This is a genomic window from Pseudomonas huaxiensis (assembly GCF_003231275.1).
GTDB classification, from domain to species: domain Bacteria; phylum Pseudomonadota; class Gammaproteobacteria; order Pseudomonadales; family Pseudomonadaceae; genus Aquipseudomonas; species Aquipseudomonas huaxiensis.
In genome coordinates, this window is the sequence record NZ_QKVL01000013.1 from 1 (window position 1) to 24,692 (window position 24,692).

Here is a 24,692-nt window from a genome sequence, read left to right on the forward strand (position 1 = left end):
GCCGCTGCTGCTGCCGACCGGAATGGTAATGGTCTGGCCGTTGGACAGGGTGATGACCACCGGCGAGCCGGTCACCGGCGCGGTGACGCTGGCGGTGTAGGTGATCACGCCGTTTTCGGCAACGCTGGCGCTGGCGCCCAGGTTGACGGTCGTGGTGTCGATGGAGTCGGTGATGGTGGTGACGGCAGGCGTCGTGCTCGGCTCCAGGTTCTCGAAGTTGCCCCCCGAGGCGCCGGTGATGGTCACGCTGACGGTGCTGCCGTTGGCGTACACGTCATTGGCCGGGGTCGGCACTTGCACGGTGCCGGTCACTTCGCCGGCTGCGATGGTGATCACTGCGCCGTTGGACAGGGTCACGGTCACCGGCGTTTGCGCCGGATTGGTCAGGCTGGCGGTGTAGGTGATCACGCCGCCTTCGGTGACGCTGCCGCCCGCAGTCAGATTGAGCGTGGTGGTGTCGAGGGTGTCGACGATCTGGGTGACCGCCGGGGTGGTGTTCGGGGTGAGGGTCAGGCCGTCGCCACCGGTGGTACCGGTGATGGTGGTGGAGATCTGGCGGTCATCCAGGTAGACGTTGTCGCTGGACGGAATCACCACGGTGACGTTGCCGGTCAGTTGACCAGCGGAAATGACGATGACCTGGCCGTTGGACAGGGTCACGCGCAGATCGGAGGTCGGCGCCTGGGTCAGGGTCGCGGTGTAGACGATCGCGCCGCCGGCCTCGGAAACGCTTGGCGTGGCGCTCAGCGTCAGGCTGCTTTCCTGGGTGGTGGCGGTGGCGTCGAGGGTCTGGGTGGTGGTGTCAGGCGCGCCCGTGAAGTCTTCATCCAGCGTGGCAGCAAAGTTCAAGCCTTCGGTTTCATAACCGATAACCGGCGCCACCGAACCGGCAGTCGCATCCAGCATCACCACACTGTGACCACCCCCCGCAGCACCACCGCCTTGGCCCTGCGGACCCGCCGCGGTCGCTTCGAGATCTTGCGTCGGGTCAGCACCGGCGGCGATGGCTTGCTGCAGCTCCTCGACCGAAGGCGCGGCCTGAGCGGCGATCTCCTCGATGTTGGTGGTGCTGTCCGGAGAGTCTGCGCTCCACTGCGTATCACGACCCAGGTCGATGGTGCGCCCGTCGGTCAACTCCAGGGTGATGGCGCCGGAGAGCCCCGTCAAAACCTGGTCGCCGGCAAACAGGCGGTCGCCTTCTACCAGTACACGTTGAACACCTTCAGGGGATACAGCCATTACCTGGCCAATAACACGTTGGACGATGGCGACAACACTGCTCATGACACTCTCCGAACTAACCGTTCTAATGTGGCTTCCATACGCATTGGGCTGTTGTTGCCGCTATCTGCTTGGAATGTTTCGCAAGACGTTCTGACTTACTGTCAAACTTATGGCGCCGAGTTCTTTTTAATTCTTTTTAGTCAAACTATTGACCCGGTGGTCGCCATCCTAAACAATCGGCCTACTAATGTCACATTGATATTTCAACTGGTGAAGACCTGTTGATCTGTGATGTGGTTCTCATTAGGAAATTTCCGACGCACGGTTTCCATTTATAGCCATTTTCTGGTGGGATGCCACGTTTTGCGATGATTTGGGACAAATAGTCCCTGGGGAAAATACGAAAATGCGTTTGCCCGTCCTGACTGCCGCAGCACTGTTTTTTGGCGCCAATTTTTGTTTCGCACAGACCCTGCCCCAAGCCATGCAACAAGCCCTCGAAACGCACCCGGAAATCCAGGCTGGAGTGAACGGTAGACTCGCGGCCGACAAACAGGTTCGCGTTGCCCAGGGCGGCTATCTGCCCAAGGTCGATGTGCTGGCCGGTTATGGCCGCGAAAGCACCGACAGCACCACCACCCGTGCCGCTGGTGGGAGCGACCACTGGGAAACCCTGAATCGCGGCGAGTCCAGCGTCCGTCTGCGGCAGATGGTGTTCGACGGCTTCGCGACGTCCAATGAAGTGGGTCGACAGCAGGCCACCGCCAACTCTCGCGCCTATGCGCTGCTGGATTCCTCCGAGCGCACCGGCCTGGCCGTGTCCCGGGTCTACCTCGATGTGCTGATGCGCCGCGACATGGTGCGTCTGTCCGAGGACAACCTGCGCAGCCACGAACGCATTTACGACCAGATCCGCCTGCGCACCTCTCGCGGTGTAGGACGCCAGGCCGACATGGACCAGGCTGAAGCGCGCCTGGCTTCGGCAAAAAATAACCTGCTGACGGAACAAACCAACCTGGCCGACGCACAAACCAATTACCTGAGTGTCGTTGGTCAACTGCCCGATGAACTGAGCCCGCCCCCGCCGTTCATCGACCTGCTGCCCGCGACCCTCGATGAAGCCCGCCATCAAATGGTCGAAAGCAACCCGGCCCTGCGCTCGGCGGAATCGGACATCGCCGCCGCCGACAAGCAATACGAAACTGCCAAATCACGGTTCTACCCGCGCTTCGACGCCGAACTGGGCCGCAGCGCGAACAACAACGTCGACGGCGTGAGCGGGCACAACAACGAGTGGCAAGCCATGGTGCGGATGAGCTTCAACCTGTACGACGGCGGCAGCGACAAGGCGGACCTGGAATCCAAGTCCTACATGGCGAGCCAGGCGCTGGATATTCGCAACAATGCCTTGCGTCAGCTCAATGAGGAGTTAGGCTTGGCGTGGAATGCTAAGCAGAACGCCGATGCGCAGGTGCCGATCGCTCAGCAATACGTCCAGCACAGCAGCAACGTGCGGACTGCCTACCAGAGCCAGTTTGGCCTCGGTGAGCGCACACTGCTCGACCTGCTCGACAGCGAGAACGAATTGTTCAGTGCCCAGCGCCGTCTGGCGGAAGTCAAAACCGTTCAACTGTTTACTCAGTACCGGATCAAAGCGACCATTGGTCAGTTACTCAGGAGCCAGGGCGTCGTGGCACCGATGGCAACCGTCGTACAGAACGACATCAAGCCCAGAGTAAACTTGCCCGGGCTCAACTGATTAACGGCCCCCCCTAGCCAGCAAGGAAGTCCGCGTGGATTCATCTGTCAGCAGAAACCTCACCCATGACCCGCGAAGCCTGCACGACGATCCGCTGCTGGACAGCCTGCTGTCGCTCTGCGTGTTGCACCAGAAGCCCGCCAGCCGCGCCATGCTTACCACGGGCCTGCCGCTGCCGGCGCAGCGCCTGAGTCCCGAGCTGCTCTCGCGAGCGGCGGCCCGGGCCGGGCTGCAAGGGCGCCTGTTGCAGCGCAAGCTGGAGCACATCCCGAGCATCGCCATGCCGACCATGCTGCTGCTCAAAGATGGGCGCAGCACCGTCCTGCTCGGCTGGGAGAATGAAAACACCGCACGTCTGCTGCTCAGCGAGAGCGACGGCGGCGAGGTGCATGTCAGCCGCGAGGCACTGGAAGCGGATTACGCGGGCCGGGTGTTCTTCGCTCAACCGCAGCACAAGTTCGATGTGAACCACGGCAACCTGATCCCCCGGGCCCGTTCCTGGTTCCGCGACACCCTCAAGCGCTCGCGCTGGCTCTACGCCGACGCTATCGCTGCCAGCCTGATCATCAACATCATCGCCATGGCCGCGCCGCTGTTCGTGATGAACGTCTACGATCGGGTGGTACCGAACCAGGCCACCTCGACCCTGTGGGTGCTGACGATCGGGATCGCCGGCGCCTATGTCTTCGACCTCATCCTCAAGGGCTTGCGCAGCCTTTGCCTTGATCTCGCCGGGAAAAAGACCGACCTGATCATTTCCGCCACGCTGTTCGAACGCATCGTCGGCATGTCGATGAAATACCGCCCGGCGCGGGTCGGCAGCTTTGCGCAGAACATCCATGAGTTTCAGGGCCTGCGCGACTTCCTCGCGTCATTGACCCTCGCCAGCCTGATTGACCTGCCGTTCACCCTGCTGATCCTGATGGTGATCGGCATCATCGGCGGCCATCTGGTGTGGGTGCCGATCGTTGCCTTCCCGTTGGCCCTCGGCATCGGCTATGCCCTGCAGCGGCCGCTGACGGCGACCCTGGAGCGGACCATGGCCCTGGCCTCCGAGCGCCAGTCGAGCTTGATCGAAACCCTCGCCGGACTGGACGCGGTCAAGGTCAACAACGCCGAAAGCGAACGCCAGTACATGTGGGAGCAAACCATCGGTACCCTCAGCCGTCTCGAACTGCGGGTGAAAGTGCTGTCGGGCCTGGCCATGAACATCACCTTGCTGATCCAGCAACTGGCCGGGGTCGCGCTGATCTGCTTCGGTGTCTACCAGATCATGGCCGGCAACCTCAGCATGGGCGGCCTGATCGCCTGCTACATGCTCAGCGGCCGCGCTCTTGGTCCGCTGGGTCAACTGGCCGGTCTGCTGACCCGCTACCAGCAGGCCAAGGTGACCATGGTGTCCACCGACCAGATGATGGAACTGCCGCAGGAGCGCAATTTCGAAGAGCGCCCGCTGAGCCGTCAGGTCCTGCAAGGCGCCCTGGAATTCCGTGGTGTCGACTTCACCTACCCGAACCAGCAGAACCCCGCGCTGAAGAACATCAGCATGGCCATCCGTCCCGGCGAGAAGGTCGGCATCATCGGCCGCAGTGGCTCGGGCAAAAGCTCGCTGGCCAAGCTGGTGGTGGGCCTGTACGAGGCCGACGCTGGCTCGTTGCTGGTAGACGGCGTGGACATTCGCCAGATCGACGTCAGCGAGCTGCGCCACAACCTCGGCTATGTGCCGCAGGACATTCAACTACTGGCCGGCACTCTGCGTGACAACCTGGTCAGTGGCGCTCGTTACGTCGAGGACGAGATGGTCCTGCAGGCCGCCGAACTGGCCGGTGTGCACGAGTTCGCCCGCCTTCACCCGCAAGGCTATGAATTGCAGGTCGGCGAGCGCGGCCAGAACCTTTCCGGTGGTCAGCGGCAGAACGTCGCCCTGGCCCGGGCGCTGCTGCTCAACCCGCAGGTCCTGCTGCTCGACGAGCCCACCGCGGCCATGGACAACACCGGTGAAGAGCGCCTCAAACAGCGCCTGCAAGCGGTTATCGAACACAAGACGGTGGTGCTGGTGACACACCGCGCCTCGTTGCTGTCACTGGTAGATCGGTTGATCGTCATCGACCGCGGCCAGATCGTTGCCGACGGCCCGAAAGCGGCCGTCATGGATGCGCTCAAGAAGGGGCAGATCAGTGTTGCTTAAGTCAGGAGTTGGGCGCTTCAAGGATGTCTTGCGCGGCTATTTCAAGGGTTCGCAATCGTTCGGCGGCGAGCCGCTGCCAGAGGTCAACAAGGCGTTGGTGGAGGATGCGCCGCGCATTGTCCGGCTGACCATCTGGGGCATCATCTGCTTCTTCCTGTTCCTCGTGTTGTGGGCCAACTTCGCCGTGCTGGACGAAGTCACCCGCGGCGACGGCAAGGCCATCCCGTCCTCGAAACTGCAAAAGATCCAGAACCTGGAAGGCGGCATCGTCGCGCAGATCTACATTCATGAAGGCCAGGTGGTCGAGGCCGGTGCGCCGTTGCTGCGTCTGGACGACACCCGCTTCGTCTCCAACGTTGGCGAGACCGAGGCTGACCGCGTGGGCCTGTCCCTGCGGGTCGAGCGCCTGAGCGCCGAGGCCGAGGACCGGCCGTTGAACATCGACGCCGAGCTGCGCAAGGCCGCGCCGACCCAGGCGTCCAGCGAAGAATCCCTATATCAGAGCCGGCGTCAGCAATTGCAGGACGAAGTCGGCGGTCTGCAGGAGCAACTGGTGCAGCGTCAGCAAGAGCTTCGCGAGTTTTCCTCCAAGCAGTCGCAGTACCGCAACAGCCTGCAACTGCTGCGCCAGGAGATCGGCATGTCCGAGCCGCTGGTGGCGCAGGGCGCGGTGTCCCCGGTGGAAGTGCTGCGGCTCAAGCGCGCCGAAGTGGAAAACCGCGGTCAGCTCGATGCCACGTCTCTGGCGATCCCGCGGGCCGAGTCGGCGATCAAGGAAGTCGAGCGCAAGATCGACGAAACCCGCGGCAAGTTCCGCAGTGACGCGCTGACCCAACTCAACGAGGCGCGCACCGACCTGAACAAGACCCAGGCCACCGGCAAGGCGCTGGAAGACCGGGTCAGCCGCACGCTGGTCACCTCGCCGGTGCGGGGCATCGTCAAGCAGGTGCTGGTCAACACCATCGGCGGCGTGATCCAGCCGGGCAGCGATCTGGTGGAAATCGTGCCGCTGGACGACACCTTGCTGGTGGAAGCGCGGATCCGTCCGCAGGACATCGCCTTCCTGCACCCAGGCCAGGAAGCCATGGTCAAGTTCACCGCTTATGACTTCACGATCTATGGCGGCCTGAAGGCCAAGCTGGAGCAGATCGGTGCCGACACCATCACCGATGAAGAGGGCAACACCTTCTACCTGATCAAGCTGCGTACCGACCGCAGCCACCTGGGCACGGATGAGAAGCCGCTGCTGATCATCCCAGGCATGGTGGCTTCGGTGGATATCATCACGGGCAAGAAGAGTGTGCTGAGTTATCTGCTCAAGCCGATTATCCGGGCCCGAGCGGAGGCTCTTCGGGAGCGCTGATCAAGGTTTGGGGCCTAATCGCTGGCAAGCCAGCTCCCACAGGGGCGGTACAAGCACCCTGTGGGAGCTGGCTTGCCAGCGATTAGGCCCTAAAGACCACAAGAAACTCCCAGCCATGAAAAAGCCCGCCGCCACATCACTGTGGCGGCGGGCTTTTTACATCCGGGCCGAGGGGCTCGGTCAGAGGAAGGTGACCTGGCCGCCTTCCAGCGATTTGACCCGGGCCAGCGATTCAACGCGGTAACCCTGGCTGTCCAGCTCGGCGCGGCCGCCCTGGAACGACTTCTCGATGACGATACCCAGGCCGGCAACGGTCGCGCCCGCCTGCTTGATGATCGAGATCAGCGCCTGGGACGCCTTGCCGTTGGCCAGGAAGTCGTCGATGACCAGTACGCGGTCGCTGCTGTTGAGGTGACGCGGCGAGATGGCCACGGTGTTCTCGGTCTGCTTGGTGAAGGAATACACCGAGGCGGTCAGCAGGTTTTCAGTCAGCGTCAGGGACTGATGCTTGCGCGCGAACAGCACCGGCACGCCGAGCTTCAGGCCGGTCATCACCGCCGGGGCGATGCCGGAGGCTTCGATGGTGACGATCTTGGTCACGCCGGAGTCGGCGAACAGACGGGCGAACTCGTCACCGATCAGTTGCATCAGCGCAGGGTCGATCTGATGGTTGAGAAACGCATCGACTTTCAGTACCTGGTCGGAAAGCACGATGCCTTCTTCGCGAATCTTCTGGTGCAGTGCTTCCACTGGTGTTTCCTCGGATGTAAGCAAAAGGCCCCGGCAATGAGCCAGGGCGATTAAAGGGGTGATTATCTACCGTTTGAGCATGGCACGGATATCGGCCAATGCCGTATTGCCTCGCGCTGCCTTGACCTCGGTGGGTGCGTCGTCCAGGCCTTCCCAGGCCAGATCCTCGGCCGGCAGCTCATCCAGGAAGCGGCTCGGCGAACAATCGATGATCTCGCCGTACTGCTTGCGCTTGGCGGCGAAGGTGAAGGCCAGGGTCTGGCGAGCCCGGGTAATGCCGACATACGCCAGGCGGCGTTCTTCTTCGATGGTGTCGGCTTCGATGCTGGAGCGGTGCGGAAGAATCTCCTCCTCCATGCCCATGATGAACACGTAGGGGAATTCCAGGCCCTTGGACGCGTGCAACGTCATCATCTGCACGCCCTCGGCGCCGTCCTCTTCTTCCTGCTGGCGCTCCAGCATGTCGCGCAGCACCAGCTTGCCGATGGCGTCCTCGATGGTCATGTCGCCTTCTTCGTCCTTCTCCAGCGTGCTTTTCAGCGCGTCGATCAGGAACCAGACGTTGCCCATGCGGAAGTCCGCGGCCTTGTCGCTGGAACTGTTGGTGCGAATCCAGTTTTCGTAATCGATGTCCATCACCATGCTGCGCAGCGCGGCGATCGGGTCTTCCAGCGCTACCTGCTCGCGAACCTTGTCCATCCAGGTCTTGAAACGGTGCAGGCGGTCGGTGAAGCGGGTATCGAGATGCTCGCGCAGGCCCAGCTCTTCGCTGGCGGCGTACATCGAAATCTTGCGCTCGGTGGCGTAGTTGCCGAGCTTTTCCAGGGTGGTCGAGCCGATTTCCCGGCGCGGCACGTTGATCACCCGCAGGTAGGCGTTGTCGTCGTCCGGGTTTACCAGCAGGCGGAAGTAGGCCATCAGGTCCTTCACTTCCTGGCGGCCGAAGAAGCTGTTGCCGCCCGACAGGCGGTACGGCACTTGATGGTGCTGCAACTTCAGCTCGATCAGCTTGGCCTGGTAGTTGCCGCGGTAGAGGATGGCGAAATCGCTGTACGGGCGGTCGGTGCGCAGGTGCAGGCTGAGGATTTCCATGGCCACCCGCTCGGCCTCGGCTTCCTCGTTCTTGCAGCGGATCACGCGGATCTCGTCACCGTGACCCATCTCGCTCCACAACTGCTTCTCGAACGCGTGCGGGTTGTTGGCGATCAGCACGTTGGCGCAGCGCAGGATGCGGCTGGTGGAGCGGTAGTTCTGCTCCAGCATGACCACTTTGAGCGACGGGTAGTCGTCCTTGAGCAGCATCAGGTTTTCCGGCCGCGCGCCGCGCCAGGCGTAGATCGACTGGTCGTCGTCGCCCACCACGGTGAACTGGTTGCGCGTGCCGATCAGCATCTTCACCAGCAGGTACTGGCTGGCGTTGGTGTCCTGATATTCGTCTACCAGCAGGTAACGCACCCGGTTCTGCCACTTTTCGAGGATGTCGGCGTGCTCTTCGAAGAGCTTCACCGGCAGCAGGATCAGGTCGTCGAAGTCCACCGCGTTGAACGCCTTCAGCGTGCGCTGGTAGTGGGCGTAGACGATGGCGGCGGTCTGCTCCTTGGGGTTGCGGGCTTTTTCCAGCGCTTCGGGCGGCAGGATCAGGTCGTTTTTCCAGGCGCCGATCATGTTCTTGATCTCGTCGACGCCGTCTTCCCCGGAGTATTCCTTCTGCATGATGTCGGTCATCAGGGCTTTCACATCGGTTTCGTCGAAGATCGAGAAACCGGGCTTGTAGCCGAGCCGCTGGTGTTCCTTGCGGATGATGTTCAACCCGAGGTTGTGGAAAGTCGACACCGTCAGGCCGCGGCCCTCGCCCTTGCGCAGCAGGGTGCCGACCCGCTCCTTCATCTCCCGCGCGGCCTTGTTGGTGAAGGTCATGGCCACGATGTACTGGGCGCGAATCCCGCACTGCTGGATCAGGTAGGCGATCTTGCGGGTGATCACGCTGGTCTTGCCGGAGCCCGCGCCGGCAAGTACCAGAAGCGGGCCGCCGACGTAGTTCACGGCTTCTTGCTGCCGGGGATTGAGTCGGGACATGACGTAAACCGGGGGTGGTTGAAAAATAGCCGCGCAGTTTAACAGGGGATCGTCGCCATGGCGCGACCGTCTGACAGTGTGACGCAGCACAATATCCAGATTTGCCGGCTTTGCTACTTTCCATCAGGATGCGTGCCCGGATTGAACGGTTTTCTGGAAACGACAGTACCGTGTTCCAAGTGAAAATCATTTACATTAGTGCGTGGTGTCGTTTTCCTATCATTCAGCGTCAATGACTGCGTCCGCGTGCTAACTAAGGAGAGAGCTTGTCTACGCCTGCCGAACCGTTGCGTTTGCTCCTGCTGGCCGAAGAGCCCGAATGGGCCGTCGCCCTCGGTGAGTCGCTATTGCCGCTGGCGGGCGCCGCGGTGTTGCTGACGGCTCCGAGCTGGGAGTCGGTGGACAGCCTGTTCGCCCGCGACCGCAATGCTGTCGTCCTGGCCACGCCGGGTCGCCAGCCGGCACCGGGCCGCTGCGACCTGCCGATGGTGCTGTTGCTGGAAGACGAGCCGGTCAGCGCGCCGCCCGGCGTCAGCGACTGGCTGGTGCGTGGACACCTGGGCAGCGACACCGTGCGCCGCTGCCTGCGCCATGTGCGCGAGCGCGGTGTGCTGGAAAACACTCTGCAACGCCTCGCCGAGCAAGATCCACTGACCGGCATCGCCAACCGCCAGGGCTTCCAGACCCTGCTGGCGGCACGTCTGGCCGAGAACGAAGGCCGTGGCGTTGCCCTTGGCCACCTCGATCTCGACAACTTCCGCCATGCCAACGACGCCCTCGGCCACCAGGGCGGCGACCGCCTGATCCTGCAGGTGGTGGGTCGGCTCAAGAGCCAACTGGAAGCCGGTGATCGCCTGGCCCGTCTCGGTAGCGATGAATTCGCCCTGCTGATTGACACTCGCCGCGAGCCGCAACGGGCCGAGTGGATGGCCGAACGCATCGTCGAAGCCCTCGCCGAGCCCTACTGGATTGACGGCGAAAGCCTGTTGGTCGGCTGCAGCCTGGGCGTCGCCCACGCCCGCGCGCTGGCCGGTGCCGACCCGTTGATGTGGCACGCGCACATCGCCATGCAGCAGGCCAAGAGCACCCATGGCTGCACTTTCCACATCTTCGATGAACGCATCAACCAGAACGCCCGCAGCATGGCCGACCTGGAGAGCGAGCTGCGCCGCGCCCTGCGCCGCGACGAGTTGGAACTGCACTATCAGCCGCGTCTGGACCTGAGCGAAGGCCGCATCGTCGGCCTCGAAGCCCTGGTTCGCTGGCGCCATGCCGAGCGCGGCCTGCTGCCGCCGAGTGAGTTCGTCCCGCTGGCCGAGCAGAGCGGGCTGATCGTGCCGCTGGGTTACTGGGTAATTTCCCGTGCGTTGCGCGATGTCCAGGTCCTGCGCGAGCGCGGCCTGGCGCCGCTGCACATGGCGGTGAACCTGTCGTTCCGCCAGTTCCAGGACAGCCAGTTGCTGGCGACCCTGAGCCGACTGATCGTGCAGCACGGCGTCGATGCGCGCTGGCTGGAATTCGAACTGACCGAGACTGCGGTCATGCGCCGCAACGACTTGGTCAAGCAGACTATGGACGCCCTAGGGCGGCTGGGTGTGCGCTTCTCGCTGGACGATTTCGGCACCGGTTTCTCGTCGTTCGTGCACCTCAACAGCCTGCCGATCGCCCTGCTCAAGGTCGATCGCAGCTTTGTCGCCGGCATGGAACAGCGTGAAGAAAACCGCAAGCTGGTCCACGCGATGATCAATCTGGCGCACAACCTTCACCTTGAAGTGGTGGCCGAAGGTGTGGAAACCACCGAGCAACTGGAACTGCTGCGCAGTTTCGGCTGCGACCAGGTGCAGGGTTACCTGATCAGCAAGCCGTTGGCGATCGAGCCGCTGGTAGAGTTCTTGCTGGCGAACGCGGCGCAGCGGCCGATGGCGTTGTAATCAACGCCACGCGAAGGGCCTGGTAGCGGTGAAACAGGGTTGACGCGGAACCTGTGGGAGCGGCCGTTAGCCGCGATGGGCCGCTCCCACACGTTTTGCGTCAAGCCCGCGCGATGTGTAGATACCCCTGCAGCGATATCAAGGCCGAACCGGCACTCCCACACTCGCTCCGCCCATCATCCGCTTCATCCGCCACTCAAACGCCCACGTCAGGCTGATCGCCGCGCACGCCAGCCCCAGCGCCAGTCCCCACCAGACGCCGACCGCGCCCATACCCAGCGGGAACGCCATGATCCACGCCGCTGGTGCTCCAATCAGCCAGTAGCAACCCAGGCCCACCAGGAAGGTGGTCTTGGCGTCCTTGAGACCGCGAATCGAGCCCATGGCGATGGTCTGGATGCCGTCGAACAGTTCAAACCACGCCGCCACCATCAACAGGCTCACGGCGAGTTGAATCACACCGGTGAAGGCCGGGTTGTCGCGGTCGAGGAACAGGTTAACCAGCGGCTCCGGCACCAGCCAGAACAACACCGAGAAGCCCAGCATCAGCGCCGCACCAAAACCGATGCCGATCCGCCCGGCATGCCGCGCCGCCAGCAGGCGATCAGCGCCGTAGTGCAGGCCGACACGCATGGTCACCGCATAGGACAACCCCGCCGGCACCATGAACGCGGTCGAGACGATCTGCAGCGCAATCTGGTGCGCCGCCAGTTCAGTACTGCCCATGGTGCCCATGCACAGCGCCGCGAAGGCAAACAGCCCTACTTCCACGGTGTAGGTGCCACCAATCGGCAGGCCCAGCCGCCATAGCTCGCGCAGGGCCGGCAGCGACGGCCGCGAAAGTTGCTTGCGGATCGGGTAGGGCGCGTAGGCCGGGTGCTTGCGGATATACAGCGCCAGGGCTACCGCCATGCAGTTGGCGACGATCGCGGTGACCAGGCCAATACCCATCAGGCCGAGCTTGGGCAAGCCGAACATGCCTTCGATCAACGCATAGTTGAGCAGGAAGTTGAGTACCGTCCCCACAACGCTGATGACCATCACCGGCGATGACCGCCCCAGCGCGCTGGTGAAACCGCGCAGGGCCATGAACGTCAGGTAGCCGGGCAAGGCGAATGGCAGCAGCAACAGGAACTGGCTGGCGTTTTCGACGTTGCCGGGCGTCTGCCCCAGCAGCAGGAGCACCGGCGACAGGTTCCACAGCACCAACGCCGCCACCACCGCCATCACCCAACCCAGCCATAGTCCGGCCTGGGTCAGGCGGGTGGCGCCGTCGGTGTCGCCGGCACCATGGCGGATGGCGACCAGCGTGCCCACTGCGGCGATCACGCCCAGGCAAAAGATCGACACGAACGAATAGCTCGCCGCACCCAGCCCGCCGCCGGCCAGCGCCTCGGGGCTGATCCTGGCCATCATGAAGGTGTCGGTGAGCAGCATCAGCATGTGCGCCAACTGCGAGGCAATCAGCGGCCCCGCGAGCCGCAACAGTGCCTTGAGTTCATGAGTCGACGCGGCCTGCATGATCGGTGTCCTTGCCTGAAGAAGAGAGAAGCCAGCAATTTTCGGCCTTTGCAGCGCGGCGCACAAAAGGATAAAAACGATCACTGGCATGATTAAAACTCATGCGAAGATGCGCGCCAGGAGGTTCGCCCATGTCCCAACGTCTTCCCCCGCTGTACGCGCTGCGCGCCTTCGAGGCTGCGGCGCGGCACAGCTCGTTCACCCGCGCGGCGGATGAGTTGAACGTCACCCAGAGCGCGGTGAGCCGGCATATCCGCACGCTTGAAGAACACTTCGCCTGTCGCCTGTTCGTCCGCAATGGCCGCAGCCTGCAACTCAGCGAGGCGGCGCGGTTGTTGCTGCCCGGCGTGCGTGAAGGTTTCGCTGCGCTGGAGCGGGCCTGCAGCACCCTGCGCAGTGAAGACGGTGTATTGCGCATGAAGGCGCCCTCGACCCTGACCATGCGCTGGCTGCTGGCGCGGCTGAGCCGCTTCCGCCATCTGCAGCCCGGCAACGAGGTGCAACTGACCAGCGCCTGGATGGATGTCGATCATGTCGACTTCAATCAGGAGCCGTTCGACTGCGCGGTGCTGCTGGGCGACGGGCACTTTCCCCCGGACTGGGAAGTCAGCCGGCTGTTCTCCGAACTGCTGGTGCCGGTGGGCGCGCCCGAATTGCTCAAGGAAGGCCCGTGGACCGCAGAGCGCCTGGCCGCCTGCGAGCTGCTGCACCCGACCCCGGACAAGCGCGACTGGCGCACCTGGCTGGCGCGCATGGGCCTGACCGAGCAGATTTCGCTCAAGGGCGGCCAGGTGTTCGACACTCTGGAGCTGGGCATGATCGCGGCGGCGCGGGGCTATGGTGTGTCCATGGGCGATTTGCTGATGGTCGCCGAAGACGTCGCCCAAGGCCGGCTCAGCCTGCCATGGCCGTCGGCGGTGGCCAGCGGTCTGGATTATTTTCTGGTCTGGCCACGCACCCGCCCCGGCGGCGAGCGCCTGCGCCGGCTGAGTGATTTCCTGCAGAGCGAGGCACGAGCGATGCAGTTGCCAGAAGTGGAAATGCTGCAGGCAAATGAGCTTAACGGCAGCGAATGATCGTTTGCGCTGGATATCCGGGTGCAACACTCAAGTAATCCGCCGCAAAGCCGAATCTAAAGGGCGAGGGCCTCAGGAGAAAGGCCCCGTCTTTTTATGCCGACGGTGCAGCGATCACGATGATCCCTGCCGGATTGTCAGGAGTTTTCATGTCTCGACCTCGTGCCCGGATTGCCTCGCAGCTCGGTATCGCCCTCGCCGCCGTGCTGGCCGTGGTGATTACCGGCAGCACCCTGTTCGCCCTGCGTTCCCTCGACCACGCGAACCTGATCACCCGCCAGGAACACCTGGCCAGTGAAGCGCGGCTGCTGGCCGACCAGCTCAACACCTTCCACAGCACCCTGCGCGAAAGCACCCAGCGCCTCGCCGGCCTGTTCGAACAGCGCTTCAAAAGTGGCCTCAGCGTGCAGGCCGGCACCTCGATTCCGGTGGCCGGGGTGGCGACGCCGGGCCTGTTCCTCGATGGTCAGGCGCTGAACAACGACTTCAGTGAAGTGGACGAATTCCGCAACCTGACCGCCGGCGCCGCCACCGTGTTCGTGCGCAGCGGCGACGATTTCGTGCGCATCAGCACCTCGCTGACCAAGCAGGACGGCAGCCGCGCCATCGGCACCCTGCTCGACCGCCAGCACCCGGCCTATGCCCGCCTCATGGCCGGGCAAGCCTACGTCGGCCGCGCGCTGCTGTTCGAGCGCGCGTACATGACCCAATACACCCCGGTCCGCGACAGTGGCGGGCGGGTGATAGCGGTGCTGTTTGTCGGCTTCGACTACACCGACGCGCAGAACGCCCAGTTCGCCAACCTGAAGCGCTTCCGCATCGGCCAGACCGGTTCGCTGGCGCTGCTCGACGAACAAAAACGCTGGCTGGTGGCGCCGGCCGGTGCGACCTCCGCCGAGCCTGGGGAACTGGGTGATGTACTCGCGCACCCCGGTGAGGGGCGTTTCTGGAATGACGGCACCGAGGCGTTGTATAGCGTTGCCGCGCCGTTTGCCGATGGCCCGTGGACCGTGCTGGCGAGCATGCCCGAGGCGGAAATCCGCGCGGTGACCTGGAGCGTCGGCATGCGCCTGGCCATCGGCAGCTTGCTGTCGATGCTGCTGGCGGTGGGCGCCACGCTCTGGCTGCTGCGGCGCAAGTTGCGCCCCCTGAGCGATCTGGTGCATCAGGCCGAAGCCCTCGGTGCCGGTGACCTGAATGTGCGTTTGAAGGTGACTAGCGAGGATGAAATCGGCCAGCTCGCGCAGAGCTTCAACCAGATGGGCGAAGCGCTGGCGAGCATGGTCCTGCGGATTCGCGAGGCCGCGCAGCAGGTCGGTAACCGCGCCCACGCCCTGGCCGATTTGTCCTCCGGCGCCTGCGACGGCATGGAGCAGCAATCCGGCGAGATCAACAGCATGGCCGGCGCGGTGGAAGAGTTCAGCGCCACCTCGATGAACATCGCCGACAGCATGGGCAGCACTGAGCGCATGGCCCAGGACAACGCCCAGCAAACCCGTATCGGTCGCTCATCGATGGAGGAAGCTTCGTCGTCCCTGCAACAGATTGCCGGCGCGCTCGGCGACACCGCCAAGGTCATCGACGTGCTCGGTGCGCGCTCCCAGGAAATCGGCGGCATCGTCGGGGTGATCACCTCGATTGCCGAACAGACCAACCTGCTGGCGCTCAATGCCGCCATCGAAGCGGCGCGGGCTGGCGAGCAGGGCCGCGGCTTTGCCGTGGTCGCCGACGAAGTGCGCAGTCTGGCGGCGCGCACCCGCAAGGCCACCGATGAAATCTCGGTGATGATCGACAGCGTGCAACAGCAGACCGGCAACGCCATCAGCACCATGGAGCAGGGCAATCGCCTGATGCAGGAAGGTCTGGAGCGTAATGTCCGGGTGGCCGAGGCGCTGATGCGGATCGACGAGCAGAGCCGCAGTGCCGGCGAGCAATTCGCCGCCATCACCACCGCGACCCAGGAACAGAGCGCCACGGCTACGTTGCTCAGCAGCAACCTGCAAAGCATTGCGTTGGCCAACAGTGAACAGCGGGAAGTGGCGAGCAACCTTGCGGCGACGGCGCGCGAGCTGGAGGGGTTGGCGGGGCAGTTGCGAGAAGAGGTGGGGCGGTTTCGGGTCGGGCGTTGACCGAGGGGCCTGATCGCGAGCAAGCTCGCTCCTACAGGTCACACCGGCTCAGAACCCTGTAGGAGCGAGCTTGCTCGCGAAGGGCCGCCAAGCGGCCCCCGTTTTTCAGATAGAAACAGGCAACTTCAACGCCTCAGCACAAGCAGCAAGCGACCGCCGCTCACTCTCCGCATACAACGCCAACTCATCCTGCACCCGCTGCCCCAGCGCTTCTTCGAACGCTTCGCGGTTGGCGTTGCTGCCGTATTCGGCCTGGCCGTCATCCCCAAGGTTGGACTGGAAGATCCCCGCCGCACTGACCGGCAGGAAATCCTCGTACACCAGCGCTTCATAGTGGATATGCCCGGCCTCGATCAGCGCCTCCAGGCCGGTCGGCCGCTGCGCTGAATCCCGCGCGGCCAGTCCCTTTTCCGTCGGGAAATAACGGAAGTACGCCAGGCCCTGCTCGCGCATCTGCCGCAGGTCGTCGGGGAAGGCGCGGAACTGCTCGGCCAGCAGGCTCATGTAGCGGTTGGCGTTACTCTCGGCCGGCGCGCCGCCCAACGCGTCGCGTGTGGCGTCAAGCAGTTGGTCGTAGAGCTGGCGGCCTTTCGGCGTCAGCGCCGCGCCGCGCTGTTCGATTTCTCCAAAGCGCGCAGTGTGGCTGCCCTCGGCGTCACTGAAGGCGATGGTCTCCTGCAACGCCTTGAAGCTGGTCTGCCGCAGCAGGATCGGATGACGCCGGGTAGGCGGGCCTTCGACCACCGCCTTGGGCGGAATACCCGCCGTCGGCATGCCCAGCTGGATAGCGTCGATATCCAGGGTGCGCGGGGTCAGGTGATTGATGTGCGGGCCTTTGAACGCCACCACATCGGCGATCAAACGGTGCTGGTCGTGCAGTTGCTTGTACTGCTCGGCGGTCACCGTGGCTTCGTGGTGCCAGCGGAAGGTGTGCAGGGATTCGTTGACGAACGCGGTAGCATCTTCGTCATTCAGGCCGCCATCACGTTCGCTTTGCTCGATCAGTTGCAGCGCGCGGGGAGTGAAGATCTGCCGCTGTTCGAGGATCGAACGGGCCAGCTCGCGCAGGGCCGGATCATCAATCAGTTCCAGGCGCAGCAGTGAGGTGAAGACCCGGAACGGGCTGACATGCAGCGACTGCTCATGCACCGGGCGAAACGCCGTGGAATGCACCGGCACGCCCGCCGAGCTGAGGTCGTAGTAACCCACCGGCTGCATGCCCATCACCGCGAACAGGCGACCGATGGTGGCCAGTTCTTCTGCGGTGCCGACACGGATGGCGCCGTGGCGTTCCTGGTCGAGGCGCTCGATTTCGCCGGTCCAGCGCAGGGCCTCGGCGACTTCCGGCCGGCTGGCCATCACCTGTCGATTGACCTCGCTCACCAGCTTCAGCAGCGTGCCGTAGAGCGGGACTTCCTGCTTGTACATGAGCGACATGGCGGCGGAGAACCGTGCGCGGATGAGGTCCGGGCTGACGAAATCTTGAGCGGGCATCGCAAGCTTCCTGGTGAGTGATCGGGGCGCTGATACATGAAAGCGAGGAATGCTGTTGGACTTCAAGCGAAAAAAAGTCGAGCAGTCATTCCGTCAATTCAGGACCTTTCGTCTGCCACCTGCTGATTGATCCAGTCCACCAGGCAGCGCACCTTCGGCACCTCGGCGGCATGCTCGGAAAACGCCAGGAAGTGCGCGCCGTTGCTGCGCATGCGGTGCGGCCACGCCACCACCAGTTTGCCCTCGGCCAGCTCGGTCTGCGCCAGGTAACTCGGCACCAGCGCCACGCCGCAGCCGGCCTGGGCGGCGCTCAGGCACATATGAAAAGTGTCGAAGCGCGGGCCGTGGTAGCTGTTGGCCGAGTGCAGGCCTTGTTCGAGAAACCATTCGTGCCAGGCTTCCGGGCGGGTGGTGCTTTGCAGCAGCACCAGATCGCCCAGCTCGCTGGCGTCGTTCAGGGTGCGGCCCTGTAACAGCTCCGGCGCGCAGACTGGCAGCACGTCCTCGCCGAACAACTCGATGCAGGTCGCCCCCGGCCACGTGCCCTGGCCATAGAAGAACACCACATCGGCCTTGGCCTGGAGCAGGGCGAAGGGCTCCATTTCATTGCGGATATCCAGGTGGATGTTCGGGTGGCGCTTGCCGAAGCCCTTCAGGTGCGGGATCAGCCAGCGCACACCGAAGCTGGGCTGTGTGGCGACCTTGAGCACTTCGGTTTGCTCGCCGTAAGACAGGATGTAGCGGCTGGACATGTCCACCTGGGTGAGGATCTTGTTCACCTCCGCCAGGTACAGCGCGCCGGCCGGCGTCAGTTGCAAGCGTCGGCGGATGCGCAGGAACAGGTGATGGCGGAGCATTTCTTCCAGTTGCGCCACCTGCTTGCTCACCGCGCTCTGGGTCAGGTGCAGCTCCTCGGCGGCGCGGGTGAAGCTCAGGTGCCGGGCAGCGGCTTCGAAGCACTGTAAGGCCGCCATCGAGGGCACCAGACGTTTGGACATAGCGGCAACTCCTGGCCGAAAGATCATTACCTGGCGGAATGATGTGCGGAATAAAGGTCGTTTGTTGCGCCAGAGTGATCGGATTAATACTGATCCCCACAACGATTACAACCTCTCACCGCCTTGCAGGAGAACAACATGGTTGATGGATTGCTTGACCGCCTGGGTGTCCCCGCCAGTGCCTACACCCACGGCAACCATCCGGTTCACACCCCCATCGATGGCAGCGTGATCGCCTCGGTGCACCTGGAGCCGGCCGCCGCGGTCAGCGCAAAGATCGACCAGGCCCAACAAGCCTTCCTGGCCTGGCGCAATGTACCGGCGCCGCGTCGCGGTGAGCTGGTGCGCCTGTTTGGTGAAATCCTGCGCGAGTACAAGGCGCAACTGGGCGAACTGGTGTCGGTGGAAGCCGGCAAGATCACCCAGGAAGGCCTGGGCGAAGTGCAGGAAATGATCGACATCTGCGACTTCGCCGTCGGCCTGTCGCGCCAGCTCTACGGCCTGACCATCGCTTCCGAGCGTCCCGGCCACCACATGCGTGAAAGCTGGCATCCGCTGGGCGTGGTAGGCGTGATCAGCGCCTTCAACTTCCCGGTCGCGGTCTGGGCCTGGAACACCACCCTGGCGCTGGTCTGCGGTAACGCCGTGGTCTGGAAACCGTCCGAGAAAACCCCGCTGACCGCACTGGCTTGCCAGGCGCTGTTCGAAAAAGCGTTGGCCGCGTTCGGCGATGCGCCGCAAGGCCTGAGCCAGGTGATCATCGGTGACCGCGACGCCGGCCAGGCGTTGGTGGACGACCCGCGCGTGCCGCTGGTCAGCGCCACCGGCAGCACCCGCATGGGCCGCGAAGTCGGTCCGCGGGTGGCGGCGCGTTTCGGTCGCAGCATCCTCGAACTGGGCGGCAACAACGCCATGATCCTCGCCCCCAGCGCCGACCTTGATCTGGCCGTGCGCGCCGTGCTGTTCAGCGCTGTGGGCACCGCCGGCCAGCGCTGCACCACCTTGCGCCGGGTGATCGTGCACCGTTCGGTCAAGGATGAAGTGGTGGCGCGGGTCAAATCCGCCTACGGCAAAGTGCGTATCGGTGATCCGCGTGAAGGCAACCTGATTGGCCCGCTGATCGACAAGGCGTCGTTCCAGTCCATGCAGGACGCGCTGGCCCGAGCCCGTGATGAAGGCGGCCAGGTGTTCGGCGGCGAGCGTCAACTGGCCGAGCAGTATCCGAATGCCTATTACGTGGCGCCGGCGATTGTCGAAATGCCGGGGCAGACCGAGGTGGTGCGCCATGAAACCTTCGCGCCGATTCTCTATGTGCTGACCTACGATGACTTCGACGAAGCGCTGCGCCTGAACAACGAAGTGCCACAGGGGCTCTCGTCCTGCATCTTCACCACCGACCTGCGCGAGGCCGAGCGTTTCCAGAGCGCCGCGGGCAGTGACTGCGGGATTGCCAACGTCAACATCGGCACCAGCGGTGCGGAGATTGGCGGGGCGTTTGGTGGTGAGAAGGAGACTGGCGGTGGTCGTGAGTCGGGGTCGGATAGCTGGAAGGCCTACATGCGCCGGCAGACCAACACCGTGAACTATTCCCGGGAGCTGCCGCTGGCGCAGGGGATTGTGTTCGACTGATTCAGTGTTTTGCCCTTGAGGGCGCCATCGCTGGCAAGCCAGCTCCCACAGTGAGCGGCATGCAGCCGACTCGTGGGAGCCGGCTTGCCGGCGATGGCCTCACAACAAGACCCGAGCCGGAGCCAGGCCATGCCCGAACTGCGTCAACAATGCTTGTGGGAATACGTCACCCCGCCCGCGGCGCCCGCCGCGGCATTGGCGGCTGAGGTCAAGGCCGATGTCTGTGTGATCGGTGGTGGTATCACCGGTCTCTCGGCCGCGCTGCACTTGCTCGAACAGGGCAAGTCGGTGGTGCTGCTGGAAGCCAGCGTCATTGGCCACGGTGGTTCCGGGCGCAATGTCGGGCTGGTCAACGCCGGCACCTGGATCCGTCCCGATGACGTCGAGAGCACCCTCGGCCAGCAACAGGGCAGCCGTCTGAACAAACTGCTGGGCGAGGCCCCGGCGCAAGTCTTCGCCTTGATCGAGCGTCTGGGCATCGATTGCCAGGCGCGCAACGAAGGCACGCTGCACATGGCCCACAACGCCACCGGCGTGGCTGACCTGCAAGCCCGCCACGAACAATGGACCCGCCGCGGCGCCGACGTCGAACTGCTCACCGGCGCCCGCTGCGAGGACTACTGCGGCACTGACAAGATTTCCGCCGCGCTGCTCGACCGCCGCGCCGGCACCATCAACCCCATGGCCTACACCCGTGGCCTGGCCGAAGCGGTCACGCGCCTGGGCGGCAAGATTTATCCACAGTCTCCGGTGCAAGGGCTGGTGCGCAACGGCAGCGGCTGGCAGGTGAAAACCGCCAAAGGCGCCGTCAGCGCCGAGAAAGTGGTGATCTCCACCGGCGCCTACACCGAAGGCGACTGGACCGACCTGCAGCGCCACTTCTTCCGCGGTTATTACTACCAGGTCGCTTCGGCACCACTGCATGGTGCCGCCGCCGATAACGTGCTCAAACACGGCCAAGGTTCCTGGGACACGCGCACCGTGTTGAGCAGCATCCGCCGCGACGACCAGGGCCGCCTGCTGCTGGGCAGTCTCGGCCGGGTCGACAACAAGCCGGCGTGGTTCGTGCGCAGTTGGGCCGACCGCATCCAGAGCCATTACTTCCCGCAACTGGGCAAGGTCGAGTGGGAAATGCACTGGACCGGCTGCATCGATTTCACCCCCGACCACCTGATGCGTCTGTTCGAGCCGGCGCCGGGTATCGTCGCCGTGACCGGCTACAACGGTCGCGGCAACACCACCGGCACAGTAATCGGCAAGGCGTTCGCGCAGTTCCTGCTGCAGGATGATCCGGACACGCTGCCGATTGCCTTTTCACCCATGAAACCGGTGGCGGTGCCAGCGCTGCGGACCGGCTTCTACGAAACCGGGTTCTCGCTGTATCACGCGGGGCAGTGCCTTCGCGTGGTGCTTTAGGCCTTCTTGAGCCAGTTGAGGAAACCGCCTTTCTTGATCACGGCGGGTTTCTGCAAAACCAACGACTGGCTGTTCTGCTCGCGCACGCGCTGCAGCTTGCTCAGTGCAGCCTTCACCTCGTCGCGCTTCTCCAGGCAGTCGCGCACCTCGGCCTTGTCGATGCGGTAGAGCAGGCAACTGGTCAGCGTGCGGAACTCGGCGCTGGAGGCGTCACCGTCCAGCAGTCCTTCTACTCCCAGCACTTCGCCCGGGCCCATGCGCCCGGCTTCCAGCAGCCGCTCACCGTCGTGGACCGCCGCCGACACCACGCCGGTACCGATCACCAGCACATGCTCGGAAGCCTGATCGAGACCGAGGATCACCTGATCAGCCGGGTACTCGATGGCGATCATGCGCTGGCTCAGGCTGTCCTTTTCCTCGCTGCTCAGGGCCCGGAAGATCCGCACGTCCTCCAGCAGACTGCGCTGGCGGCTCCATGGGCGGACCTGGCTGTCGCCGTTCCAGATAACGCCGGCGGCTACGAGGTGACGGTGGGCGAGGTCGAACATCTGGTTGCGCACCGGGTTCTTCTGGTCCATTGAACTGACGAAACCGCTGGCCTCGTACTCGACCGATTCCAGGGTCGAAGCCTTGATCGTCGCCTTCGGCTTGGGCGTGGTCAGCAGCGCGCTGCTGCCTTGCAAAGTCTTTTCCAGCGCATCCAGCACCTTGCGCGGCCGCACACTGGCCGGCACCACCACCGTGATGGACACGCCGTGGACATCGTTGGGCCGGCTGAAATTGAGCAGTTTGGCCTTGGCTGCCACCGAGTTGGGGATCACCGCCATGCTGCCGTTGCCGGTGAGCAGGCGAGTGGCGCGCCAGTCGATATCGATCACCCGGCCTTCGGTGCCGTCGATGCTGATCCAGTCATCGATCTGATAGGGCCGGGTGGTGTTGAGCACGATGCCGGAGAACACATCGCTCAGCGTGCTTTGCAGCGCCAGGCCGATGACGATGGCCATCACCCCGGACGTCGCCAGCAGGCCCTTGACCGGCAACTGCATCACATAGGCCGCGGCGGCGACGATCGCCACCAGGAAAATCACCGCGCCCACCACATCCTGCAACAGCCGCCCGGTGTGCCCGCTGCGGGCAATCAGCAACAGGCCGATCACCACCGTCAGCGTCCGCGCAGCGAACAGCCACCAGACAATTTCCAGCACCGTCGCCAGCAGATTGCGCGCAACGTCCTCGGGCCAGGGCGGCGGTTGCAGCGGGCTGATCCCGGCACTCAGCAGCACCCCGGTAAACAGCAGGAACGCCACCACCCGCGCGGCGATGCGCCAGTTGCGCTTCTCGATGGGGATCGCTCGCCACAGCAGCAGATCGAGCCCGAGCAGGAAAATGCCGAGCAGAAGAGGGTAGTCTTGGAGGAGTGCGGGCATGGGGTTCTCTGGCGTGGTGGGGCGCTGACTGTTTCAAGGCTCATTCGAAACAATAGATTTCACAATGCCTTGTAGCTGTTTTCTGTAGGGCTCTTCTGAATCATACTCCGCGGCCTGTTGCTCTGTTGCGCCCGCCCGGGTGGCTGCTTAGGCTCCGACCGTCGCTGATTTTCAGTGATCGGGTGTCGCAGCCCAGAGCATAGCCAGAACCTCATTTCAGATCGCGGGCCGCCTTTGGTCCGTGTCTCCCTGTTATGGCGGTTGTGCGCGGGGCACCTTCGGGTGCGCCGGTTCCTATGCCCGGTCTGCGAACCCGCGTACAGCTGCCACCCATCCGTTTCGCAGCGCCATGGCGGCAGCTCCATTGCATAGGAGTTGCAAGATGAAAAAACCCGTCCCCGATCCCCCGAACCTCGAACTCACCCGCGTGTTGACCTGCCCGGTCCCGTTCGGCCCGACCGATTTCCATGGCAATCCGATGTTCATCGCCCGCGAAGGCATCTGCGCCGAAGACGCGCTGGTCCATGTCAGCCAGATACTCAACAGCGTCCAGGCCTACGCCTACGACAGCGCCGAATACCTGAGCTTGAACGACCAGGCGATGGCACTGGGGATCGCCCAGCAGGCGGAGATGGCGAAAGCGCTGGTGGATGCGGTGCTGGCGGGCGTCACTCGTAGTGGTAGCGGCAGGCCAGGATAGTCAGTGTTCCCGCTTCATAGAGATAGATCAGGCGGTGCTTGATGGTGATCCGGCGAGAGTGATAGCCGCTCAGGACGCCCTCGAGTGCTTCAGGTTTGCCCGCGCCCACGTCCTATTCCTGCCCCGCCGGCCGATATTGCAACGCCTCCGCCAGATGATCCCGGCGAATGTCCTGGGCTTCTTCCAGGTCCGCCAACGTCCTCGCCACCTTGAGCAAGCGATGCGCGGCGCGCAGTGAAAGGGTCAGCCGCTCGCACGCGCTCTCCAGCCAGCGCTCGTCGTCTGTGGATAACCCGCAGTGGCGGCGCAGGCCGGGTAGGTCGAGGAAGGCATTGGCACAGCCTTGTCTGCGCTGCTGGCGCTCGCGGGTGATGGCGACCTGATGGGCGAGGGTGGCGCTGTCGGGGCCGTTGTCGGTGGTGGGTGACAGGGCGGTGGCTTCGCGGGCGACGGTGAGGTGCAGGTCGATGCGGTCGAGCAGCGGGCCGGAGAGTTTGTTGCGGTAGCGCTGGACCATTTCACTGCTGCAGCGGCAGCGGCCAGTGGGGTCGCCGAGATATCCACAGGGGCAAGGGTTCATCGCCGCGACCAGTTGAAAGCGTGCCGGAAAGCGCACCCGGTCCCGCGCCCGCGCCACCACGATCTCGCCTGATTCTAGAGGCTCGCGAAGCACCTCCAGCACGCGGCGCTCGAACTCGGGCAGTTCATCGAGAAACAGAACACCGTGATGGGCGAGCGTGATTTCGCCCGGCGTCGGGCGCGAACCACTGTAGGCTTTCGCAATAGATGCGAAACCATTACGCTAGAGGCCGCGAAGCACCGTTTTCGATTGCACAAATAGATGCGAAAAATTTTCTAATTGGATGCGACAGGATTGAAAACTACTCGAAATAGCTGCGACCAAATTAAACAGGTCCGCCCGATCAAGCCGACACGCCGCAGCGTCTCCGGCTTCTTGCCCTTCCGAGGTGTCGGCGGTATCCCCTTCGAGTCGTTGCTGGAGCGCGATTT

At 63.8% G+C, this 24,692-nt stretch carries 18 protein-coding genes and 2 pseudogenes; 10 read left to right on the forward strand and 10 right to left on the reverse strand.

Features of this window, described 5'->3' with window-relative positions; genetic code table 11:
- Positions 1 to 1,284: retention module-containing protein (locus DM374_RS15545; RefSeq protein ID WP_157969704.1), on the reverse strand; the 1,284-nt coding region annotated here is incomplete at its 3' end.
- A gap of 346 nt (positions 1,285 to 1,630) precedes the next feature.
- Between DM374_RS15545 and DM374_RS15550 the strand changes: the two genes are divergently transcribed.
- From DM374_RS15550 to DM374_RS15560, 3 genes are read left to right on the forward strand one after another with little or no spacing between them, the layout of a single operon-like run.
- Positions 1,631 to 2,983 (forward strand): TolC family outer membrane protein, encoded by a 1,353-nt coding sequence (locus tag DM374_RS15550; RefSeq protein ID WP_110970666.1) that lies wholly within the window; start codon positions 1,631 to 1,633, stop codon positions 2,981 to 2,983.
- A gap of 34 nt (positions 2,984 to 3,017) precedes the next feature.
- Entirely contained in the window at positions 3,018 to 5,171 is a 2,154-nt protein-coding gene (locus tag DM374_RS15555; protein ID WP_110970667.1) for a type I secretion system permease/ATPase, read from the forward strand.
- On the forward strand, positions 5,161 to 6,534 hold the full coding sequence (locus DM374_RS15560) for an HlyD family type I secretion periplasmic adaptor subunit (protein WP_110970668.1): 1,374 nt from the start codon (positions 5,161 to 5,163) through the stop codon (positions 6,532 to 6,534). Before DM374_RS15555 ends, DM374_RS15560 begins: the two co-directional genes overlap by 11 nt.
- Positions 6,535 to 6,714: 180 nt before the next feature.
- On the opposite strand, the gene xpt is transcribed toward DM374_RS15560, so the two are convergent.
- A complete protein-coding gene (gene xpt / locus DM374_RS15565) occupies positions 6,715 to 7,284 on the reverse strand; it encodes a xanthine phosphoribosyltransferase (protein WP_095159861.1) in 570 nt (189 codons plus the stop codon).
- A gap of 66 nt (positions 7,285 to 7,350) precedes the next feature.
- Positions 7,351 to 9,360: a DNA helicase Rep gene (rep, locus tag DM374_RS15570; RefSeq protein ID WP_110970669.1), complete on the reverse strand. Its 2,010-nt coding sequence runs from the start codon at positions 9,358 to 9,360 to the stop codon at positions 7,351 to 7,353.
- 266 nt (positions 9,361 to 9,626) lie between these two features.
- Here rep and DM374_RS15575 point away from each other — a divergent pair, with 266 nt between their 5' ends.
- On the forward strand, positions 9,627 to 11,291 hold the full coding sequence (locus DM374_RS15575; protein ID WP_110970670.1) for a putative bifunctional diguanylate cyclase/phosphodiesterase: 1,665 nt from the start codon (positions 9,627 to 9,629) through the stop codon (positions 11,289 to 11,291).
- Between the two features lie 138 nt (positions 11,292 to 11,429).
- Here DM374_RS15575 and DM374_RS15580 read toward each other — a convergent pair whose 3' ends face one another.
- The gene (locus DM374_RS15580) at positions 11,430 to 12,812 is read right to left on the reverse strand and encodes a NorM family multidrug efflux MATE transporter (protein WP_110970671.1); all 1,383 of its coding nucleotides are present in this window, start codon (positions 12,810 to 12,812) and stop codon (positions 11,430 to 11,432) included.
- Complete coding sequence (locus DM374_RS33480) at positions 12,790 to 12,945, reverse strand: hypothetical protein (protein ID WP_159985348.1); 156 nt, start codon at positions 12,943 to 12,945, stop codon at positions 12,790 to 12,792. Before DM374_RS33480 ends, DM374_RS15580 begins: the two co-directional genes overlap by 23 nt.
- Here DM374_RS33480 and DM374_RS15585 point away from each other — a divergent pair.
- The 3 genes and pseudogenes from DM374_RS15585 to DM374_RS34340 all read left to right on the forward strand — a co-directional run bounded on the left by DM374_RS15585 (position 12,944) and on the right by DM374_RS34340 (position 16,017).
- On the forward strand, positions 12,944 to 13,888 hold the full coding sequence (locus tag DM374_RS15585) for a LysR substrate-binding domain-containing protein (RefSeq protein ID WP_110970672.1): 945 nt from the start codon (positions 12,944 to 12,946) through the stop codon (positions 13,886 to 13,888). The two genes, DM374_RS33480 and DM374_RS15585, sit on opposite strands and share 2 nt — an antisense overlap.
- A 149-nt stretch (positions 13,889 to 14,037) precedes the next feature.
- Positions 14,038 to 15,150 (forward strand): annotated as a pseudogene (locus DM374_RS34335) (Cache 3/Cache 2 fusion domain-containing protein); the annotation flags it as partial.
- Positions 15,151 to 15,285: 135 nt separating this feature from the next.
- The gene (locus DM374_RS34340; protein WP_371929320.1) at positions 15,286 to 16,017 is read left to right on the forward strand and encodes a methyl-accepting chemotaxis protein; all 732 of its coding nucleotides are present in this window, start codon (positions 15,286 to 15,288) and stop codon (positions 16,015 to 16,017) included.
- A gap of 105 nt (positions 16,018 to 16,122) precedes the next feature.
- On the opposite strand, the gene hglS is transcribed toward DM374_RS34340, so the two are convergent.
- Positions 16,123 to 17,511 carry a 2-oxoadipate dioxygenase/decarboxylase HglS gene (gene hglS, locus DM374_RS15595; RefSeq protein WP_110970674.1) on the reverse strand — a complete coding sequence of 463 codons (1,389 nt, stop codon included), beginning with the start codon at positions 17,509 to 17,511 and terminating at the stop codon, positions 16,123 to 16,125.
- Between the two features lie 98 nt (positions 17,512 to 17,609).
- Positions 17,610 to 18,509 (reverse strand): LysR family transcriptional regulator, encoded by a 900-nt coding sequence (locus tag DM374_RS15600; protein WP_110970675.1) that lies wholly within the window; start codon positions 18,507 to 18,509, stop codon positions 17,610 to 17,612.
- 138 nt (positions 18,510 to 18,647) lie between these two features.
- Between DM374_RS15600 and amaB the strand changes: the two genes are divergently transcribed.
- Together amaB and amaA are read left to right on the forward strand one after the other, a co-directional pair.
- Complete coding sequence (amaB, locus tag DM374_RS15605) at positions 18,648 to 20,138, forward strand: L-piperidine-6-carboxylate dehydrogenase (RefSeq protein WP_110970676.1); 1,491 nt, start codon at positions 18,648 to 18,650, stop codon at positions 20,136 to 20,138.
- Between the two features lie 129 nt (positions 20,139 to 20,267).
- Positions 20,268 to 21,554, forward strand: a complete 1,287-nt coding sequence (gene amaA / locus DM374_RS15610) for an L-pipecolate oxidase (protein WP_110970677.1) — start codon at positions 20,268 to 20,270, stop codon at positions 21,552 to 21,554.
- Here the strand turns inward: amaA and DM374_RS15615 are convergent.
- Entirely contained in the window at positions 21,551 to 22,981 is a 1,431-nt protein-coding gene (locus tag DM374_RS15615) for a mechanosensitive ion channel family protein (protein WP_110970678.1), read from the reverse strand. The genes amaA and DM374_RS15615 overlap by 4 nt on opposite strands.
- 382 nt (positions 22,982 to 23,363) lie before the next feature.
- Here DM374_RS15615 and DM374_RS15620 point away from each other — a divergent pair, with 382 nt between their 5' ends.
- Positions 23,364 to 23,681 (forward strand): DUF6124 family protein, encoded by a 318-nt coding sequence (locus DM374_RS15620; RefSeq protein WP_157969705.1) that lies wholly within the window; start codon positions 23,364 to 23,366, stop codon positions 23,679 to 23,681.
- Here the strand turns inward: DM374_RS15620 and DM374_RS15625 are convergent.
- On the reverse strand, positions 23,650 to 23,790 hold the full coding sequence (locus DM374_RS15625) for a Txe/YoeB family addiction module toxin (protein WP_110970680.1): 141 nt from the start codon (positions 23,788 to 23,790) through the stop codon (positions 23,650 to 23,652). The two genes, DM374_RS15620 and DM374_RS15625, sit on opposite strands and share 32 nt — an antisense overlap.
- 3 nt (positions 23,791 to 23,793) lie before the next feature.
- A pseudogene (locus DM374_RS15630) lies at positions 23,794 to 24,447 on the reverse strand (ATP-binding protein); the annotation flags it as partial.
- Positions 24,448 to 24,692 lie beyond the last annotated feature (245 nt).

Excerpts from the sequence above, each read along its gene's own strand:
- hglS (WP_110970674.1), bottom strand. The coding sequence starts at position 17,511 with ATGCCCGCTCAAGATTTCGTCAGCCCGGACCTCATCCGCGCACGGTTC.
- DM374_RS33480 (WP_159985348.1), bottom strand. The coding sequence starts at position 12,945 with ATGGGCGAACCTCCTGGCGCGCATCTTCGCATGAGTTTTAATCATGCC.
- amaB (WP_110970676.1), top strand. The coding sequence starts at position 18,648 with ATGGTTGATGGATTGCTTGACCGCCTGGGTGTCCCCGCCAGTGCCTAC.
- DM374_RS15550 (WP_110970666.1), top strand. The coding sequence starts at position 1,631 with ATGCGTTTGCCCGTCCTGACTGCCGCAGCACTGTTTTTTGGCGCCAAT.
- DM374_RS15620 (WP_157969705.1), top strand. The coding sequence starts at position 23,364 with ATGAAAAAACCCGTCCCCGATCCCCCGAACCTCGAACTCACCCGCGTG.
- DM374_RS15615 (WP_110970678.1), bottom strand. The coding sequence starts at position 22,981 with ATGCCCGCACTCCTCCAAGACTACCCTCTTCTGCTCGGCATTTTCCTG.
- DM374_RS15585 (WP_110970672.1), top strand. The coding sequence starts at position 12,944 with ATGTCCCAACGTCTTCCCCCGCTGTACGCGCTGCGCGCCTTCGAGGCT.
- DM374_RS34340 (WP_371929320.1), top strand. The coding sequence starts at position 15,286 with ATGGCCGGCGCGGTGGAAGAGTTCAGCGCCACCTCGATGAACATCGCC.
- rep (WP_110970669.1), bottom strand. The coding sequence starts at position 9,360 with ATGTCCCGACTCAATCCCCGGCAGCAAGAAGCCGTGAACTACGTCGGC.
- DM374_RS15580 (WP_110970671.1), bottom strand. The coding sequence starts at position 12,812 with ATGCAGGCCGCGTCGACTCATGAACTCAAGGCACTGTTGCGGCTCGCG.
- DM374_RS15600 (WP_110970675.1), bottom strand. The coding sequence starts at position 18,509 with ATGTCCAAACGTCTGGTGCCCTCGATGGCGGCCTTACAGTGCTTCGAA.
- amaA (WP_110970677.1), top strand. The coding sequence starts at position 20,268 with ATGCCCGAACTGCGTCAACAATGCTTGTGGGAATACGTCACCCCGCCC.